The sequence below is a fragment of the Nocardioides campestrisoli genome (assembly GCF_013624435.2).
GTDB lineage: Bacteria > Actinomycetota > Actinomycetes > Propionibacteriales > Nocardioidaceae > Nocardioides > Nocardioides campestrisoli.
On record NZ_CP061768.1, the window covers coordinates 1,979,630 to 1,996,080 of the forward strand.

Annotated in this window: 11 protein-coding genes; 4 read left to right on the forward strand and 7 right to left on the reverse strand. The window is 72.4% G+C overall.

What is annotated here, in order from left to right; genetic code table 11:
- Positions 1-46: 46 nt before the first annotated feature.
- Positions 47-967 (reverse strand): universal stress protein, encoded by a 921-nt coding sequence (locus H8838_RS09415; RefSeq protein ID WP_185996227.1) that lies wholly within the window; start codon positions 965-967, stop codon positions 47-49.
- 197 nt (positions 968-1,164) lie between these two features.
- Here H8838_RS09415 and H8838_RS09420 point away from each other — a divergent pair, with 197 nt between their 5' ends.
- Positions 1,165-3,594, forward strand: coding sequence for an immune inhibitor A domain-containing protein (locus H8838_RS09420; RefSeq protein WP_224766499.1), 2,430 nt, complete (start codon positions 1,165-1,167; stop codon positions 3,592-3,594).
- Between the two features lie 103 nt (positions 3,595-3,697).
- On the opposite strand, the gene H8838_RS09425 is transcribed toward H8838_RS09420, so the two are convergent.
- Both H8838_RS09425 and H8838_RS09430 read right to left on the reverse strand, forming a co-directional pair.
- Positions 3,698-4,393 (reverse strand): YoaK family protein, encoded by a 696-nt coding sequence (locus H8838_RS09425; RefSeq protein WP_185996226.1) that lies wholly within the window; start codon positions 4,391-4,393, stop codon positions 3,698-3,700.
- A 33-nt stretch (positions 4,394-4,426) separates the two neighbouring features.
- The gene (locus H8838_RS09430; RefSeq protein WP_181310923.1) at positions 4,427-5,518 is read right to left on the reverse strand and encodes an acetamidase/formamidase family protein; all 1,092 of its coding nucleotides are present in this window, start codon (positions 5,516-5,518) and stop codon (positions 4,427-4,429) included.
- Positions 5,519-5,685: 167 nt separating this feature from the next.
- Between H8838_RS09430 and H8838_RS09435 the strand changes: the two genes are divergently transcribed.
- Entirely contained in the window at positions 5,686-8,130 is a 2,445-nt protein-coding gene (locus H8838_RS09435) for a phosphoketolase family protein (protein ID WP_185996225.1), read from the forward strand.
- Complete coding sequence (locus H8838_RS09440; RefSeq protein ID WP_185996224.1) at positions 8,120-10,948, forward strand: cation-translocating P-type ATPase; 2,829 nt, start codon at positions 8,120-8,122, stop codon at positions 10,946-10,948. The genes H8838_RS09435 and H8838_RS09440 overlap by 11 nt, the downstream gene beginning before the upstream one ends.
- A gap of 19 nt (positions 10,949-10,967) precedes the next feature.
- Here H8838_RS09440 and H8838_RS09445 read toward each other — a convergent pair whose 3' ends face one another.
- The 3 genes from H8838_RS09445 to H8838_RS09455 form a co-directional block, all read right to left on the reverse strand.
- A complete protein-coding gene (locus H8838_RS09445; protein WP_181310926.1) occupies positions 10,968-11,987 on the reverse strand; it encodes an alcohol dehydrogenase catalytic domain-containing protein in 1,020 nt (339 codons plus the stop codon).
- Positions 11,984-13,417, reverse strand: a complete 1,434-nt coding sequence (locus tag H8838_RS09450; RefSeq protein ID WP_185996223.1) for a DUF4389 domain-containing protein — start codon at positions 13,415-13,417, stop codon at positions 11,984-11,986. The genes H8838_RS09445 and H8838_RS09450 overlap by 4 nt, the downstream gene beginning before the upstream one ends.
- A 131-nt stretch (positions 13,418-13,548) precedes the next feature.
- Positions 13,549-14,400: a class I SAM-dependent methyltransferase gene (locus H8838_RS09455; RefSeq protein ID WP_181310928.1), complete on the reverse strand. Its 852-nt coding sequence runs from the start codon at positions 14,398-14,400 to the stop codon at positions 13,549-13,551.
- A gap of 196 nt (positions 14,401-14,596) precedes the next feature.
- On the opposite strand from H8838_RS09455, the gene H8838_RS09460 reads away from it, so the two are divergent.
- Positions 14,597-15,274 (forward strand): winged helix-turn-helix transcriptional regulator, encoded by a 678-nt coding sequence (locus H8838_RS09460; protein ID WP_185996222.1) that lies wholly within the window; start codon positions 14,597-14,599, stop codon positions 15,272-15,274.
- A 54-nt stretch (positions 15,275-15,328) separates the two neighbouring features.
- Here the strand turns inward: H8838_RS09460 and H8838_RS09465 are convergent, their stop codons facing one another.
- Positions 15,329-16,417: a DNA polymerase IV gene (locus H8838_RS09465; RefSeq protein WP_185996221.1), complete on the reverse strand. Its 1,089-nt coding sequence runs from the start codon at positions 16,415-16,417 to the stop codon at positions 15,329-15,331.
- Between the last annotated feature and the right edge of the window lie 34 nt (positions 16,418-16,451).

Consider the following 16,451-nt stretch of genomic DNA (forward strand, 5'->3'; position numbering starts at 1 on the left):
CGCGCTTCACGTGGTCCCCGAGTGTGGGCAGAGGTTCCCGTCCTCGTCAGGAGGGGGCGGTGTCCAGGGGCACCACCAGCACGGTGGACTCCGCGCGCTCGAGCACCGCGATGGCGACCGAGCCGTACAGGAACTGCTGGGGTGAGCGGTGGGTGCGGTGTCCGACGACGATGACGTCGCCGGGCATGGCCTCGTTCGTGAGCACCGTGTCGACGAGCCCTTGGCGGAGGATGACGTGTGCGTCGACGTCGGGGAAGTCCTCGGCCAGCCCGGCGACGAGCTCCGCCACCACGACCCCGAGGTCCGCGACCTCCTCGTCGCTGATCGACCGGTCGAGGGACCGGTTGACCGCCGCCACGACGTCCCAGTAGCAGTGGACCACCAGCAGAGGCGCTCGGCGCAGGGAGGCGAAGCCGTAGGCATAGCGGAGGGTCTGCCGGGATCCCTCGCTCCCGTCGACCCCGACGACCACCCGGCGGACCGTGGGATCTGCGTCGTGGTCCCGCACGACGGCGACGGGGCACGCAGCGTGCCGCGCCACGGAGGCGCTCACCGATCCCAGCAGCAGACTCCGCACCGGACCCCGTCCCCGCGAACCCAGGACCACGAGTCCCACGTGCCGCGCGACGTCGAGCAGTGCGACGCGGGGGTCCCCCAGCATGGGCGCCCGGACGACGGGCAGCTCCCCGTCCGCGCTCCGCACGGCCGACTCGGCGGCGTCGAGCACCTGCGTCGCCTCCGCCCCCAGGGCTGCCTCGTCCTCGCGGGAGAGCACGTGACCGGCTTCCGGGCGTTCCGTCCAGACCGCACCCCCGTAGGCGTCGGCCGCCGGCGCCGCGTGCACCAGGACCAGGGGCAGGCGAGCGGTCCGGGCGTGCTCGACGGCCCAGGCGGTCGCCCGGGCGGCACCGTCCGATCCGTCGACGGCGACCGCGACGGCGTCGGGGGGAAGACGTGGTGGCTCCATTCCCGCAGCGTGCCCGACAGGCCGCGGATCCTCCATGGTCGAAGGTCCCGAGATCGCCGTCGGTTCGTCGCGGGACCGCGGAGGGATTTGCCTCGACTTGGGTCTGTGCAGGGACGCCGCTGAGCCCTAGTGTCCTGGAGCACAGGGGAGTCGGCTCGCTCGGGGTCCGTCCCTGTCTCTCGGAAGGAACGATCCTCGTGCGAACCACGACTGCCGGGCTGAGCCTGGCTCTGATGGCGGGGGTGGGCATCCTCGCCCTCCCGTCGGCTGCGGCCCCACCGGCTGCAACCTCCGGCAACGCGGGCGAACCCCGCGCGGCCAACCCCGATCACGTGCTGCCCAACCCGAAGGCGGAGAAGCAGGAAGGCCTGCGCCAGCAGGCCTGGGCCGACGTGCTGAGCGGGGAGGCGACTCCCCGCACGATCAACGGCAGCTCGGTGCTGAAGGTGGGCCAGGAGCCCGCGGCAGCTGCCCAGGTCAATGCCCGCGGAGTGACCGCGGCCGAGACCCAGGACCAGTACGTCGAGCTCTCCAACGAGCGCACCGACAAGGTCTTCGTCTTCCTGGTGGAGTTCGGCAACCAGCGGCACCCCGACTACCCCGACCGGGACACCGCGCCCGGCACGGAGGGACCGGCGCGCTTCGACGGGCCGCTGTTCAACGAGATCCCGCAGCCGGGACCCGACGACAACTCCACCCAGTGGCGGAAGAAGTACACGAAGAAGTACTTCAAGGACCTCTACTTCGGTGAGGGCGAGGGCGTGGAGTCGCTCAAGACCTACTACGAGCGTCAGTCCTCGGGGCGCTACACGGTCGAGGGCATGGTCACCGACTACACGGTCGTGCCCTACAACCAGGCGCGCTACGGGCGCAGCAACGGCTTTCCGTGCGGCGGAAACGTCTGCAGCAACACCTGGAACCTGGTCGCCGACGGACTGACCCAGTGGGTCGCGGACCAGAAGGCGGCCGGCAGGACCGACGCCCAGATCCGTCGGACGGTGGCGCAGTACGACATCCGCGACCGCTACGACTACGACGGCGACGGCAACTTCGACGAGCCGGACGGCTACATCGACCGGTTCCAGATCCTGCACGCCGGCGGCGACCAGGCCGACGGCGACCCGATCTACGGTGAGGACGCCATCTGGAGCCACCGGTGGAAGGCGTTCCAGAACGGTGACGGCGTCTTCGGCCCCGAGGGCAACCTGGACGGCGGGACGCAGATCGGCAACACCGGGATCTGGGTGGCCGACTACACCATCCAGCCGGAGAACGGCGGCATCTCGGTCGTCGCCCACGAGTACGGCCACGACCTGGGCCTTCCGGACCACTACGACACCGCCGCCTCCGGCGACAACCCGGTGAACTGGTGGACCCTGATGGCTCAGAGCCGGGTCTCCGCACCCGGCGACCAGGGCATCGGCACCCGCGCCGCCGACCTCGGTGTCTGGGACAAGCTGCAGCTCGGCTGGCTCGACTACGAGACCGTGGTGGCCGGCCAGAACCGGACCATCGACCTCGGGCCGCACGAGTACAACTCGAACAAGGCCCAGGGCGTCGCCGTGGTGCTCCCCGACAAGCAGACCGTCACCCAGCTGCCGATCTCGCCCCAGGGCACCCAGCAGTGGTGGAGCGGCCAGGGCGACAACTTCGAGTCCTCGATGTCCCGGGCCGACCTGGCGGTGCCCGCGGGCGGCGCGACGTTGACCTTCAAGACGCAGTTCAACATCGAGGAGGACTACGACTACGCCTACTTCGAGGTGGAGTCACCTGCCGGCAGCGGCACCTGGACGCAGCTGCCGACCGCGTCGCTCGACGCGGACCCCGACGCGGACGCCGACGAGATCGGGATCGACGGGGTGAGCGCCGGCTACGTGCCGGTCAGCTACGACCTCACGCCGTACGCCGGTCAGACGATCGGCTTCCGGGCCCGCTACCTCACCGACGGCGGGGCACAGGGTCAGGACCCGGGGCTGCCGTGGTCGGGCATCTTCGTCGACGACATCCAGGTGACCGCGGGCGGCCAGACTCTCTTCGCCGACGGCGCGGAGTCCTCGCCCAACGGGTGGACGCTGGACGGGTTCACCTCGGTGGGCAACACCATCACCGCGGCGACCGACCGGTTCTACCTGGCGAGCAACCGGGCGTACGTCTCCTACGACAAGTACCTCCAGACCGGTCCGTACAACTTCAGCTTCCCGGACCGGCCGGACTTCGTGGAGAAGTTCCCCTACCAGAACGGCCTGCTCGTCAACTACTGGGACGCCTCGTACAGGAACAACAACACCAGCGAGCACCCCGGTGAGGGCCTGGTCCTGCCGGTGGACGCCAACCCGCAGGTGCACTACAACCTGCAGGGTCAGGCGTGGCGCGGACGGATCCAGACGTACGACGCCCCGTTCGGGCTGGAGCGCTCGGACTCGTTCTACCTCACCGCCGGCGGTCGCCGGAGCTACGTGCGGGGAGCAGCAGCCAACCCGCTGTTCGACGACTCCGACCCGCTGCGGTACTACCAGCCCTTCGCGGACGCGGGTCAGCCGCGGACCGGCGTGAAGGTCGCGGGCGTGGGGGTGAAGATCCGGGTGCTCAAGCAGGACGGCACCTCCATGCGGATCCGGGTGCAGTGACCCGCGCGGCGTCGTAGCCGCACCGCAGGAGACGGCGAGGGCCGGGGGCAACACGCCTCCGGCCCTCGTCGCGTCCGCGGGTCCCGGAGCCGTCGGGACCACCTCAGCCGCGGTGAGTACGCCGTTCGCCGGCCGCCGTCACGAACGCCACCACGAGCCCGGCGAGCACGAACCCGAGCCCGGGACGAGCAAGCACGGTCCAAGCGCCCAGCAGGGCGCCGACCAGCAGCAGTACCACCGCCAGGAACCGCCGCAACGCGCCCGCCGTGTGGTCGGCACCGGACAACGGCTGGGAGGCCAGCGCCGTGAGGGTGCTGGTCACCACGACGGTGTTGACGTCCTTGACCGCGACCCGCCGCGCGACCGCCGCCTGCATCCCCATCGCGGTGGCCGCCACGGTGGTCGCGCTCACCTGCGCCGGCCGCGGGACCGGGTCCAGCGTCACCACGACGGCTCCGAGCACCAGCAACGTCCCGGCCACCGCGGCGAGCAACCACGTGGTGCGTCGAGGCCAGGCCCCGACCTCGTCGCGCAGTGCTCGGCCGGCCAGCGCCGCTCCGACGGTGAAGCCGGCCACGGCCAGCGACGGACCCAGCACGGCGAGGGCGGTCCCGGGCGCCAGGCCGATGCCGAGCAGCAGCACGTTCCCGGTCATGTTGCCGGTGAAGGTCCCACCCAGCCCGAAGTAGGCGACCCCGTCGCTGATCCCGGTGGAGAAGGTCAGGCTCAGCATCAGCCAGGTGTGTGCGGCCTGCGGTGACCGGTCCGGGCGGGACGCGACGGGCTCCGAGCTGCTCATCGCCGCTCCCGTCCCTGGCTGGGTCAGATCAGGTCAGATCAGGGGCCCCCGGTCGCCGAAGTCGGACCGGCGGACCGTCGCGTGGACGCCCTTGACCACGTCTACCACCTGGGAGATGCGGAAGTCAGTGGCCGCGCTCAGGTAGGCGTACGCCTGGGGCGCCGACATCCCGTAGCGCGCCTGGAGGATGGACAGGGCGGCCCGGACGCACTGCTGCACGGCGACGTCGAGGTCCTCGTCGAGCCCCGTGGGCACGAGCCACTCCTGGGTGGCGGCGAGCGGGCCGACCAGCTCGCCGAACATCTCGACCGCCTGCTCGCGGGCGACCACGTCGAGGGTGAGGCTGACACGCAGGCTGGCCTCGAACGCGGTGAGACTGACCTCGCCGTCGCCCTGGGCGAAGTGCGGGTCGCCGACGTACGCCAGCGCCCCCGGGACCTGGACGGGCAGGAAGAGGGTGCTGCCGGCGGTCAGGAGCCGGATGTCCAGGTTGCCGCCGTGGGCGCCGGGCGGGACGCTGTGCGGGCGCTGCGAGCCGGGCACCGCGACGCCCATGATCCCCAGGAACGGGGCGAGCGGGAACCGGGCCGGGCCCAGCACCCCCAGGCCGTCGACGACCTCGCAGAACTCGCTGTGCACCGGGACCCCGTCGAGCGGGAAGGTCCCCGGCAGGGCCCCGCGGCCGTGCCGGTTCGAGATCACCCCGTAGGGGACCCGGGGCACGGTCTCGGTCACGGTGATCGCCAGCAGGTCGCCGACCTCGGCACCACGCACCGCGATCGGGCCGGAGACCACGTGCGGTCCGTCCACCCCGGGAGTGCGGGGGAGGTCGCTCGCCGCCAGGGCCACCGCGTCCTCGAGCACCTCGCTCACGCCGTACGCCGCGAAGAACCGCTCCGGGTCCCGTCCCTGGTCCTCCAGGATGCCCTCGTGGGAGACGGTGTCGACGGTCACCTCCGTCCCCGGGTCGACGGTGAGCACCGGGGCGTCGTCTGCGCAGGGCAGCCGACCCCACAGGACCGTCCCGGTCTCCGCGGGGAGGTACGTGGCCGAGCGGATCGGCCCGCACCCGGGCTGCAGCACGTCGGGCGTCGAGACGCGCACGGGGATGGGAGGCAGGGGCATGCGAGCGATCCAACACAGGATCCGGACGCCGGACCAGCCATCCGCGCAGCGTTCACGTGAACGTAACGCACGAGGGGTCCCGAGCGGGCCGGGACCAAGGCCCGTCGACCTCGGGGCCGCAGGGGGTGATCCTGGCCTGAGACCCGCCTACCCCTGGGGAAACACCCGTGACCGAAGCCGCGCACGACCCGACCGTCTCCGTCCTCGGCAAGGAGGAGGTGCGGCTCCTGGACGCCTGGTGGCGAGCGGCGAACTACCTCTCGGTGGGGCAGATCTACCTCCTCGACAACCCCCTGCTGCGCCGCCCGCTGGAGCCCGACGACATCAAGCCCAGGCTGCTGGGCCACTGGGGGACCACGCCGGGGCTGACCCTGCTGTGGACCCACCTCAACCGGCTCATCCGCACCCGGGACGTGAACGCGATCTTCCTCGCCGGCCCCGGGCACGGTGGTCCTGCGGTGCTGGCGAGCAGCTGGCTGGAGGGCACCTACTCCGAGGTCTATCCCCAGGTCGGACCGGACGCCGACGGCCTGCGCCGGTTCTTCCGCCAGTTCTCCTTCCCCGGCGGGGTCCCCAGCCACGTGGCCCCCGAGACCCCGGGCTCGATCCACGAGGGCGGGGAGCTGGGCTACGTGCTCTCCCACGCGTACGGCGCGGCCATGGACAACCCGGACCTGGTGGTCGCCGCCGTGGTCGGCGACGGGGAGTTCGAGACGGGTCCGCTGGCCACCTCCTGGCACGGCAACAAGTTCGTCGACCCGGTGCACGACGGGGCCGTGCTCCCGGTCCTGCACCTCAACGGCTGGAAGATCGCCAACCCCACGGTGCCGGCGCGGATCTCGCGGCCCGAGCTGCTGAGCCTGCTCGAGGGCTACGGGCACGAGGTCATCACCGTGGAGGGCGACGACCCCGCGGACGTGCACCGCCAGCTGGCCGCGGCGCTCGAGGTCGCGCACGACCGGATCCTCGACATCTGGCGGCTGGCACGGGAGGAGGGCGACCTCGAGCGGCGGCCCTGGCCGATGATCCTGCTCGTCACCCCCAAGGGCTGGACCGGTCCCCGGGAGGTGGACGGCGTCCAGGTCGAGGGGACGTGGCGCTCCCACCAGGTGCCGCTGGCCGAGACCCGGCAGAACGCGGCCCACCGGCTGCTGCTGGAGGAGTGGCTCAGCTCCTACCGCCCCGAGGAGCTCTTCACCGAGGAGGGTCGGCTGGTTCCCGAGCTACGGGCGCTGGCACCGCGCGGCACCCGCCGGATGAGCGACAACCCGCACGCCAACGGCGGGTTGCTGCGGCGACCCCTGCACCTGCCGGACTTCCGCACGCACGCGGTCGAGGTCCGGGCTCCCGGCGCGTCGGTCCACGAGGCCACCCGCGTCTTCGGGGAGTACCTGGTCGACGTGGTCCACCAGAACCCGGACAACTTCCGGATCTTCGCGCCCGACGAGACCGCCTCCAACCGGCTCGGGGCCGTCTACCAGGTCACCGACAAGGTCTTCGAGGGCGACCTGCTGCCCCTCGACCAGCACCTGGGCCGCTCGGGCCGGGTGGTGGAGATGCTCTCCGAGCACCAGTGCCAGGGCTGGCTCGAGGGGTACCTGCTGACGGGCCGGCACGGGTTCTTCAACTGCTACGAGGCGTTCATCCACATCGTCGACTCGATGGTCAACCAGCACGCGAAGTGGCTCAAGACGACGCGTTCGATCGAGTGGCGTCCGCCGATCGCCTCGCTCAACTACCTGCTCACCTCGCACGTGTGGCGCCAGGACCACAACGGGTTCTCCCACCAGGACCCGGGATTCATCGACCACGTGGTGAACAAGAAGTCCGAGGTCGTCCGCATCTACCTCCCGCCGGACACCAACACGCTGCTCTCCACCATGCGGCACTGCCTGGACAGCTCGCACTACGTGAACGTGGTGGTCACGGGCAAGCAGCCGACCTTCGACTGGCTCACCGGGGACGAGTCGGACCTGCACTGCGCCCGGGGTCTGGGCATCTGGGAGTGGGCCTCGCACGAGAGCGAGGACCCCGAGGTCGTCCTCGCCAGCGCCGGCGACGTGCCGACCGTCGAGGCGCTGGCCGCCGCCAGCATCCTGCGCGAGCACCTGCCGCAGCTGCGCGTCCGGTTCGTCAACGTGGTGGACCTGATGCGCTTGCAGGACCCGACCGAGCACCCGCACGGCGTCACCGACCCCACCTTCGACAGCGTCTTCACCGCCGACCGCCCGGTGGTCTTCGCCTACCACGGCTACCCCTGGCTCATCCACCGGCTGATCTACCGGCGCACCAACCACCGGAACTTCCACGTGCGGGGCTACAAGGAGGAGGGCACCACCACCACGCCCTTCGACATGGTGATGCTCAACGACCTGGACCGGTTCCACCTGGTCGTGGACGTGATCGACCGGGTGCCCGGGCTGGGACAGCGCGCCGCCTCCCTGCGCCAGCTGATGGTCGACACCCGGCGCCAGGCCCGCGAGTGGACCCGCCGGCACGGGGAGGACATGCCGTCGGTGCGGGACTGGGCCTGGCACCCCGGAGCCGCCCCGGGCCCTGCGGGGTCGCCGAGCACGACCGCCGAGCCGCGCGCCCTGGACGATGAGCACTGACCCGGCGCAGCCGCCCACCACGAGGAGCGCCGACGTCGCCGGCTGGCACAGCCAGGACGCCGGGGACGTCGCTGTCGAGCTCGAGGTGGACCCCGCGGTCGGGCTGAGCGAGGCGGAGGCGGCCCGACGGCTCGACGAGCGGGGACCCAACGCGCTGCGCGAGACACCTCCCGTGCCGCTGTGGCGCAAGGTCGTCGGGCTGCTCGTCGAGCCGATGACGCTCGTGCTGATCCTCGCGGCGGTCGTCAGTGCGGTCGTCTCCCGGGAGCTCGAGACGCCGATCGTGATCCTCGTGGTGGTGGTGGTCAACGCCGTGCTCAACCTCGCCCAGGAACGGCGGGCCCAGCACAGCCTCCAGGCCCTCCAGGACCTCACCGTGGTGCGCGCGCGGGTACGCCGCGACGGACGGCTCCAGGTGGTCGACGCGGCTGACCTGGTGCCCGGCGACGTCGTCCTGCTCGAGGCCGGTGACGTCGTACCCGCCGACGGACGCCTGGTCGAGACGGCCGGGATGGAGGTCCAGGAGGCCGCCCTGACGGGGGAGTCCAGCCCGGTCACCAAGCGGGCGGAGGCGAAGGCCGCCCGCGACGCCGGACTCGGGGACCGGCCGGGAACGGCGTACATGACCACGGCGGTGACACGAGGTCGCGGCGTGCTGGTGGTCTGCGCCACCGGCCCGCGGACCGAGATCGGCCGGGTGGCAGACCTGCTGGAGTCGGCGGGACAGGAGACGACGCCGCTGCAGCGGCAGATCGCCGGCCTGGCCCGGACCCTGAGCATCATCGCGGGCGTCGTGGTCGGGGTGGTCTTCCTCGCCGGCCTGGCCCGCGGGGCGCCGCTGGAGGAGCTGGGCCTGAGCGCCGTGGCGCTCGCCGTGGCCACCATCCCCGAGGGACTCACCGCGGTGGTGGCCTTCACGCTGGCGATGGGCGCCAACCGGCTGGCGCGCCGCGGAGCGATCCTCAAGGACCTGTCCTCGGTGGAGACCCTGGGCGCGACCCGGCACGTGGCCACGGACAAGACGGGCACGCTCACCCTCAACGAGATGACCGCCCGAGAGCTCTACGTCGACCTGCGCGGCTTCCAGGTCTCCGGGCACGGGTACGCCGCGGACGGGGAGATCTCCGCCGAAGGGCCGGAGCCGGCCCCGGACCTGCGCGAGGCCCTGCTGGCGATGGCTCTGGCCAGCGACGCGGTGGTCGACGACGCCGTGCTGGTGGGGGACCCGACGGAGGGGGCCCTGGTGGTGCTGGCCGCCAAGGGCGGGCTGGATGTGGCGGCAGCCCGGCGGGACGTGCCACGAGCCGCGGAGGTCCCCTTCGACTCCGACCGCAAGTACATGGCCACCGTGCACGCCGTGGACGCGGTGGACCCCGCCTCGCCGACGGCGCGCTGGGCCGCCGGCTCGGAGGACGGGTGGGACGGTCCCGGTGCCGCCCGGATGTACGTCAAGGGGGCCCCCGACGTCCTGCTCGCCCGCTCCCGCGAGGTGGACGCTCCCGGCGGGGCACGAGCGCTGGACGACCGGCTCCGGGAGGAGGTCGGACGGGTCGTCGACGACCTGGGGGAGCGGGGGTTGCGGGTGCTGGCGGTCGCGGCCCGCGGCCTCGACGACGACGAGCTGGCCCGGGCGCGGGAGTCGTCGCCGGCAGAGCTCGACCAGGCGGTGCAGGGACTGACCTTCCTGGGCTGCGTGGGGATCGTGGACCCACCCCGGCCCGAGGCGCGCGACGCGATCGCCGACGCGCACCGGGCCGGGATCAGCGTGCACATGATCACCGGGGACCACGTCGTGACCGCCTCGGCGATCGCCCGGGACCTCGGACTGGAGGGGGAGGCGCTCTCCGGGGCCGACCTGGACCGGCTCGACGACCAGGAGCTGACGGCTCGGGCGCAGCACGTCGCCGTCCTGGCGCGGGTGAGTCCCGAGCACAAGATCCGGATGGTGGATGCCCTGCGCGCCGACGGCTCCGTGGTCGCGATGACCGGGGACGGGGTCAACGACGCCCCGGCGCTGAAGCAGGCCGACATCGGGATCGCGATGGGGATCACCGGCACGGAGGTCTCCAAGGGCGCTGCCCGGATGATCCTGACCGACGACAACTTCGCCACCATCATCGCGGCCGTGCGGGAGGGGCGGGGCATCTACGCCAACGTGGTGAAGTTCGTCCGCTTCCAGATCGCCACGGCCTGGGGCTTCGTGCTGGTCTTCCTCGGGGCCGCCTCGTTCGGCATCGCCTCGGGTGCGCCGTTCACCCCCCTGCAGGTGCTGTGGGTCAACATCATCATGGACGGACCGCCGGCGATGACGCTCGGCTTCGACCGGCCCGACGAAGGGGTCATGCGACGACCGCCGCGACGGGTCGGCGAGCCGATCCTGACCCGCACCCGGATGGCGCGGATCATGCTGGCTGCGGTGGTGATGGCCGTCGGCACCCTCGGCGTCCTGCTGCTGGGTCCCGACGAGGCGGTCGCGGGAGAGCCGACCGTCACGGGCACGCTCGCGTTCACCACGTTCGTGCTGTTCCAGGTCTTCAACCTGCTCAACGTCCGGGACGCCACGAAGTCGGTGTTCAGCCGCTACACGGCCACCAACGCGAGACTGTGGGCAGCGCTGGTGGTGATCGTGGTGCTCCAGGTCGCGGTGGTCCACCTCGAAGCCGGTCGGGGACCGTTCGACACCACCGACCTGACGCTCGCCCAGTGGGGGATCGCGGTCGCGGTCGCGTCCTCGGTGCTGTGGGTCGAGGAGCTGCGCAAGCTCGTGCTCAGGACCAGGACCAGGGCCCGGGGGCGGTCCAGCGGGCCGCAGTCCTGAGACGTGGGCCGCCGAGCGGTCACATCTGGAAGACCAGGCGGGCCGGTACCTTGCCGGCGAGCACCTCGTCGAAGCAGGCGTTGACGTCCTCGAGCCGCCGGGCCGCGGTGATCACCCGAGTCAGGCCGCGGGCGTGCAGGTCGAAGACGTCGGCCAGGTCGTTGCGGGTGCCCACCAGGGAGCCCAGCACCGACCTGCCGCGCAGCACCGTCTCGAAGACCGGGAGCTCGAGCCGGTTGTCCGCCGGGATGCCGACCAGGACCATCCGGCCGCGGGGGTTGAGCGCCGCGTGGGCGGCCCGCATGGCGTGCGTCGAGGGCACGGTGACCAGGGCTACGTCGACGCCGCCGAGCGCGGCCAGCGCCGCCTGCTGGTCCCCGCGCGCGTCGACCACGTGGTCGGCTCCGAGATCGGCGGCGAGCTGGAGCTTGGCGTCGTACATGTCGACCGCCACGGTCCGCGCGCCGAAGACCCGGGCGTACTGGAGACCGAGGTGCCCGAGTCCTCCGACGCCGACCACCATCACCGTCTCGTCGGGTTGCGGCTCGGCGACCTTGAGCGCCTTGTAGGTCGTCACCCCGGCGCAGGTCAGCGGCGAGGCGTCCATCGAGGTGACGCCGTGCGGCACGGGGACGACGTGGTTGGCGTAGGCAACCGCATACTCCGCGTAGCTGCCGTCCATGGTGTAGCCGGTGTACTCCGGTGCCGTGCAGTAGGTCTCCCAGCCGTCGATGCAGTAGCGGCACATCCCGCACGCGTGCCCGAGCCAGGGCAGCGCCACCCGCTGTCCGAGCCGGACCGGTGGCTCGTGATCGCCGAGGGGAGGCCCCACGGAGACCACGACGCCGACCCCCTCGTGCCCGGGGATCAGCGGGATCTTGGGCTTCACCGGCCACTCGCCCCGGGCCGCGTGGATGTCGGTGTGGCACAGGCCGCAGGTCTCGATACGGACCAGCACCTGACCGGGGCCGGGCTCGGGCACCGGGACGTCGCGGATCTGCAGTGGCGCCCCCAGCGCCGGGACGACCGCTGCTTTCACGACCTGCTCCTCGCGGCCCGGTCGGCTCGGGCCGCGGAGAGGATCGCGAGCAGCACCAGCAGCGCGCCCACCACGAAGAGCGCCCCGGCCAGCAGCAGCAGGGTGCCGAGCACGACCTGGAGAGCGGGCAGCTTGGTGCCCACCGAGACCCGCGCGGCCACCCCGGGGGCCGCATCCGCATTCATCACCACGGCGGTCCACTCGCCGTCCTCGGGGGTCCAGGTCAGCGTGGTGTCCTGCCCTCCGCTGGCGCTGGCCGCCCAGAAGTCCTGCAGACCTGGTGCCTCCGCGGGTGCACTGCCGGGTGTCTCCCGCGGGCTGGTGCGGTAGACGGGGTCTCCGTCGCGCAGGTCCACCAGGACGACGTGCCCGACGCCGCTGAGGTAGTCACGGACGGCCGAGGTCGGGCCGATGCCGATGAAGACCTGCTCGCTGCTCCGCGGGTCGGCCCGCAGCCGGACGTCTCCCAGGAGCTGGTCGGGCACCACGTCGGTGGCGGACTCGGTGTGCAGGTCGAGCCGCTCGGAGGCGATGGCGTACGAGTCGGTGCTCAGGGCCAGCGACGGGGTCATGAAGAACCCGTCGGCGTCGCGTTCTTCCTGGTCCAGCACAGCCCCGAGCAGGCCCACGACCAGCAGGCCCAGGGCGCTGAACACCAGCACGGACCCCACCACCAGCGTGGTCACCCGCCCGCCGGACCAGACCGACCGCCCGTGGCCCGGCCCCTCAGGCAGCGCCGCGTCCCGGGTGGTCTCCGCGAGCGGCTCCTGGCCACCCTGGTCGAGCTGGAAGGGAGGATAGCGGTCCGTCATCAGGGCGGTGTACGCCGAGACCCGCAGCCACCAGCGGTCCAGGCCCAGGACGAGGTCGAAGAGCCGCGGGGGGTAGCGCCGGGTGCAGAGCAGGGCCACCCCCGCGAACAGGACCAGCAGGCCGATCAGCCCCAGGGAACCGGCGAGGCCCACCCCGTCGCTCCCGCTCACCGCGTAGCCACCGCCGCCGAGCAGGAGTCCGAGCACGAGGTAGTGCGGGATGGCCAGCAGCCACCACTTGACCAGCACCAGCCCGCGGGAGAGACGCGGCGGGTAGTCGACGCTCAGGTGGGCGGGGTAGTCGGGGACGTCCTGCAGGCTGAACGGCGGGTATCGGTCGGTGCCCAGCGCGTTGTAGGAGTAGAAGGAGACCCGCCAGGTCCAGCGCATGACTCCGACGTTGAAGTCGAAGAGCACCCGCGGGTAGTGCGCGGTGATCAGGATGCTGAAGAAGGCCAGCACGGTGCACACCGCGGCGGCGCACCACAGGAACGCCAGGACGACCAGGTGCGGCACCAGCAGGAGCCACTTGACCAGCCAGAGTCCTCGGCTGAGGTTCGGGTCGAGGGTCGCCTCGACCCGGACCGGATACGGGGTGGACTCGGCCACGGTGGACATCGGTCTCCTCGTCCCTGCGGTGAAGGGGTCACCACCACCGTGCGCGGGTCGCCGCCGGCCGCGTCAGAGCACTCCGTCCCTGGTCCCGGGGGACCATTGGGCTGTCTCGCCGGTCGGGCGTAAGGGCAGCCTCAGTCGTGAGTGCGGCGCCCCGTCGCCACCAGGTACTCCCAGTCCATGGTCCCCTCAGGGGTCAGGTGCTCGCCGGCGAGGCCGGCCAGCGCGTCGTCGAGAGCCTGCACCCGCTCCGGTTCGTCGGCGATCGACCGGTAGGCGGCCACCGTCGGGCCGTAGCGCTCCTTGAAGAAGTCGCGGAACGCCTCCGCCCGGTCGAAGGTGTCCACCCCCAGCCGGTCGCGGCGTACGGCGTCCCACTCGACCGCGTCGCCCAGGAGGTGGCGCAGGTGGGTCTCGTCCCCCCAGCGCACAGGAGGCGTCGCCCCCGGTGGCGGAGCGGGGGCGAAAGGCCTCATCGTGGCGAACATCTGCCCGATGAAGCCCTCGGGCGTCCACGAGATCAGCCCGACCCGTCCACCGGGGCGCAGGACCCGCAGCAGCTCCGACGCGCTGCGCTCGTGGAAGGGCGCGAACATCACGCCGACGCAGGACAGGACGACGTCGAACGACGCGTCCGGGTACGGCAGGTCCTCGGCGTCGCCCTCGTCCCAGGCGAGCTCGAGGCCGTCCGCAGCGGCCAGGCGACGCCCCACCTCGAGCAGCTCCGGCGTGAGGTCGCTGGCCACGACCTCCGCGCCCGCCCGTGCCGCCGGCAGGGAGGCGTTCCCCGAGCCCGCGGCGACGTCGAGGACGCGCTCCCCGGGTCGGATCCCGACGGCGTCGACCAGGGTCTGTCCGAGGCTCCCGATCACCTCGGCGGCCACCGAGGGGTAGTCGCCGAGTGCCCACATCGCCCGGTGCCGCTGCTTCAGCTCCTGGGTCGCGGCGGGTGTCGAGCTCGTCGAGGTGTGTGAGTCCGTTGACATGGTGGTGCCTCCGTCCGGTGGGTCGACGCCGACCTCCGGCGTCGTCCCGACCAGCCTGCGCGGGGACACCGCGCGGCTCCAGTTCCAGATCTGAACCGCGTCCGCTGGCACAGGGCCCCGTCGACGGGCGGCCCCCGGGCGGGTTCAGGGGTCTACTGTGAGGAGCGGGGAGAGCGCCCACGCAGCGGGAGGCATCATGACGTCCTACGGCCAGTTCTGCCCGGTCGCCAAGGCGATGGAGATCCTCGACGAGCGGTGGACCCTGCTGGTGGTGCGCGAGCTGCTCGCGGGGAGCACGCGGTTCAACGAGCTGCGCCGGGGCAACCCCAAGATGTCCTCGGCGCTGCTGGCCACCCGGCTGCGCACCCTCGAACGGGTCGGTGTCGTCGACCGGCTGGTGGACGAGCACGGCCGCGGCAGCTACCGGCTGACCTCGTGCGGCGAGGAGCTGCGCCCGGTCGTCGAGGGGCTCGGCGCGTGGGGGATGCGGTGGATCGGCCAGCTCGGCGCCGAGGACCTCGACCCGCACCTGCTCATGTGGGACGTCAAGCGCACAGTGACGGCCTCCCGGTGGCCGCCTGGACGGACGGTGGTGGAGTTCCGGTTCCACGACGTGCCCGCGCGGGCGGCCCGCTGGTGGCTGTGCGTGGGGTCGGGCGAGGTCGACGCGTGCGACGTCGACCCGGGCTTCGACGTCGACCTGGTCGTGCTCACGTCACTGCGGACGATGGTCGAGCTGTGGCGGGGCGACCGTGCCTGGCGGGACGCCGAGCGGGCGGACGAGCTCACCGTGCAAGGGCCTCCCGCGCTGGCGCGGGGCCTCAAGGATCTGCTCGGCACGATGCCCCTGGGGGCGGTACCGCGCCCCGTCTGAGTCACCTCGGCGACGGTGGGGTCCGTGCGACGAGGCAGCCCGGGCGGGGACCGGTCACTCCGCGGGCGGCACCATCTCCGCCCGGACGCCGAGCAGCCGGATCGGCCGGTCGTCGTCCAGGTCGGCCAGCAGGGCCAGCGCGGTCCGCGCGATCGTCTCGGCGTCGTACGTGGGCTCGGTGAGCTTGCGCATCCTGGTGGTGGTGAAGAACGGCACGAACCGGACCTTGAGCCCGACCCGGGCGCACGCGCGGCCCTCGGCCCGGATGTCCGCGACGACCTGGCCGGCCAGGACCCGGATCGCGGCGGCGACCTCCTCGGGTGTGACCAGGTCCTGCTGGTAGGTCGTCTCGCGGCCGTGCGCCCGGGGGACCCAGGGGGTGTCGTCCACGACGGACCTGCCCCGCCCCTGGCCCACCTGGAGGTAGTGGGGTCCCATCCGTGGGCCGAACTCGGCCACCAGCAGGTCCACCGGGGCCTGCGCCAGCTCCCGCACGGTGGTGATGCCCAGCGCGGCCAGGCGCGACCCGATCCGTGGGCCCACCCCCCAGAGCGCGGTGGGAGGTCGGTCTCCCATCACCTCGAACCAGTTCTCCTCGACCAGCCGGAAGGTGCCGCGGGGCTTGCCGAAGTCGGTGGCGATCTTGGCCCGCAGCAGGGTGTCGCCGATCCCCACCGAGCAGTGCAGCCCGGTCGCTCTCAGCACCCCCGCCTGGAGCTCGCGGGCGGTGGCCTCGGGGTCGCTCGTGCGGAGCCCGACGAACGCCTCGTCCCAGCCGAGCACCTCCACCACGGCACCGGGGTAGGACCGCAGGGTCTCCATCACCACGTCCGAGGCCGCCTCGTAGACCGGCCGGTCGACGGGCAGGAAGACCGCCTCGGGGCAGCGTTTGCGTGCGGTGCGCAGCGGCATGCCGGAGCGGATGCCGTGCTCGCGGGCCTCGTAGGAGGCGGTCGAGACCACGGCGCGTTCCGTGGGGTCACCGCGTCCGCCCACCACCAGGGGGAGCCCGGCCAGCTCCGGTCGCCGGAGCAGCTCGACCGCGGCCAGGAACTGGTCCATGTCGACGTGCAGCACCCACGCGACGGGAGCCTCCGGCGGCGGTTCCTGGTCGGCCCCGCCGGCAGACCTCGGGTCGAGCATCGGGACCTCCTGGCGAGCCGTTGTCGGCACGTTA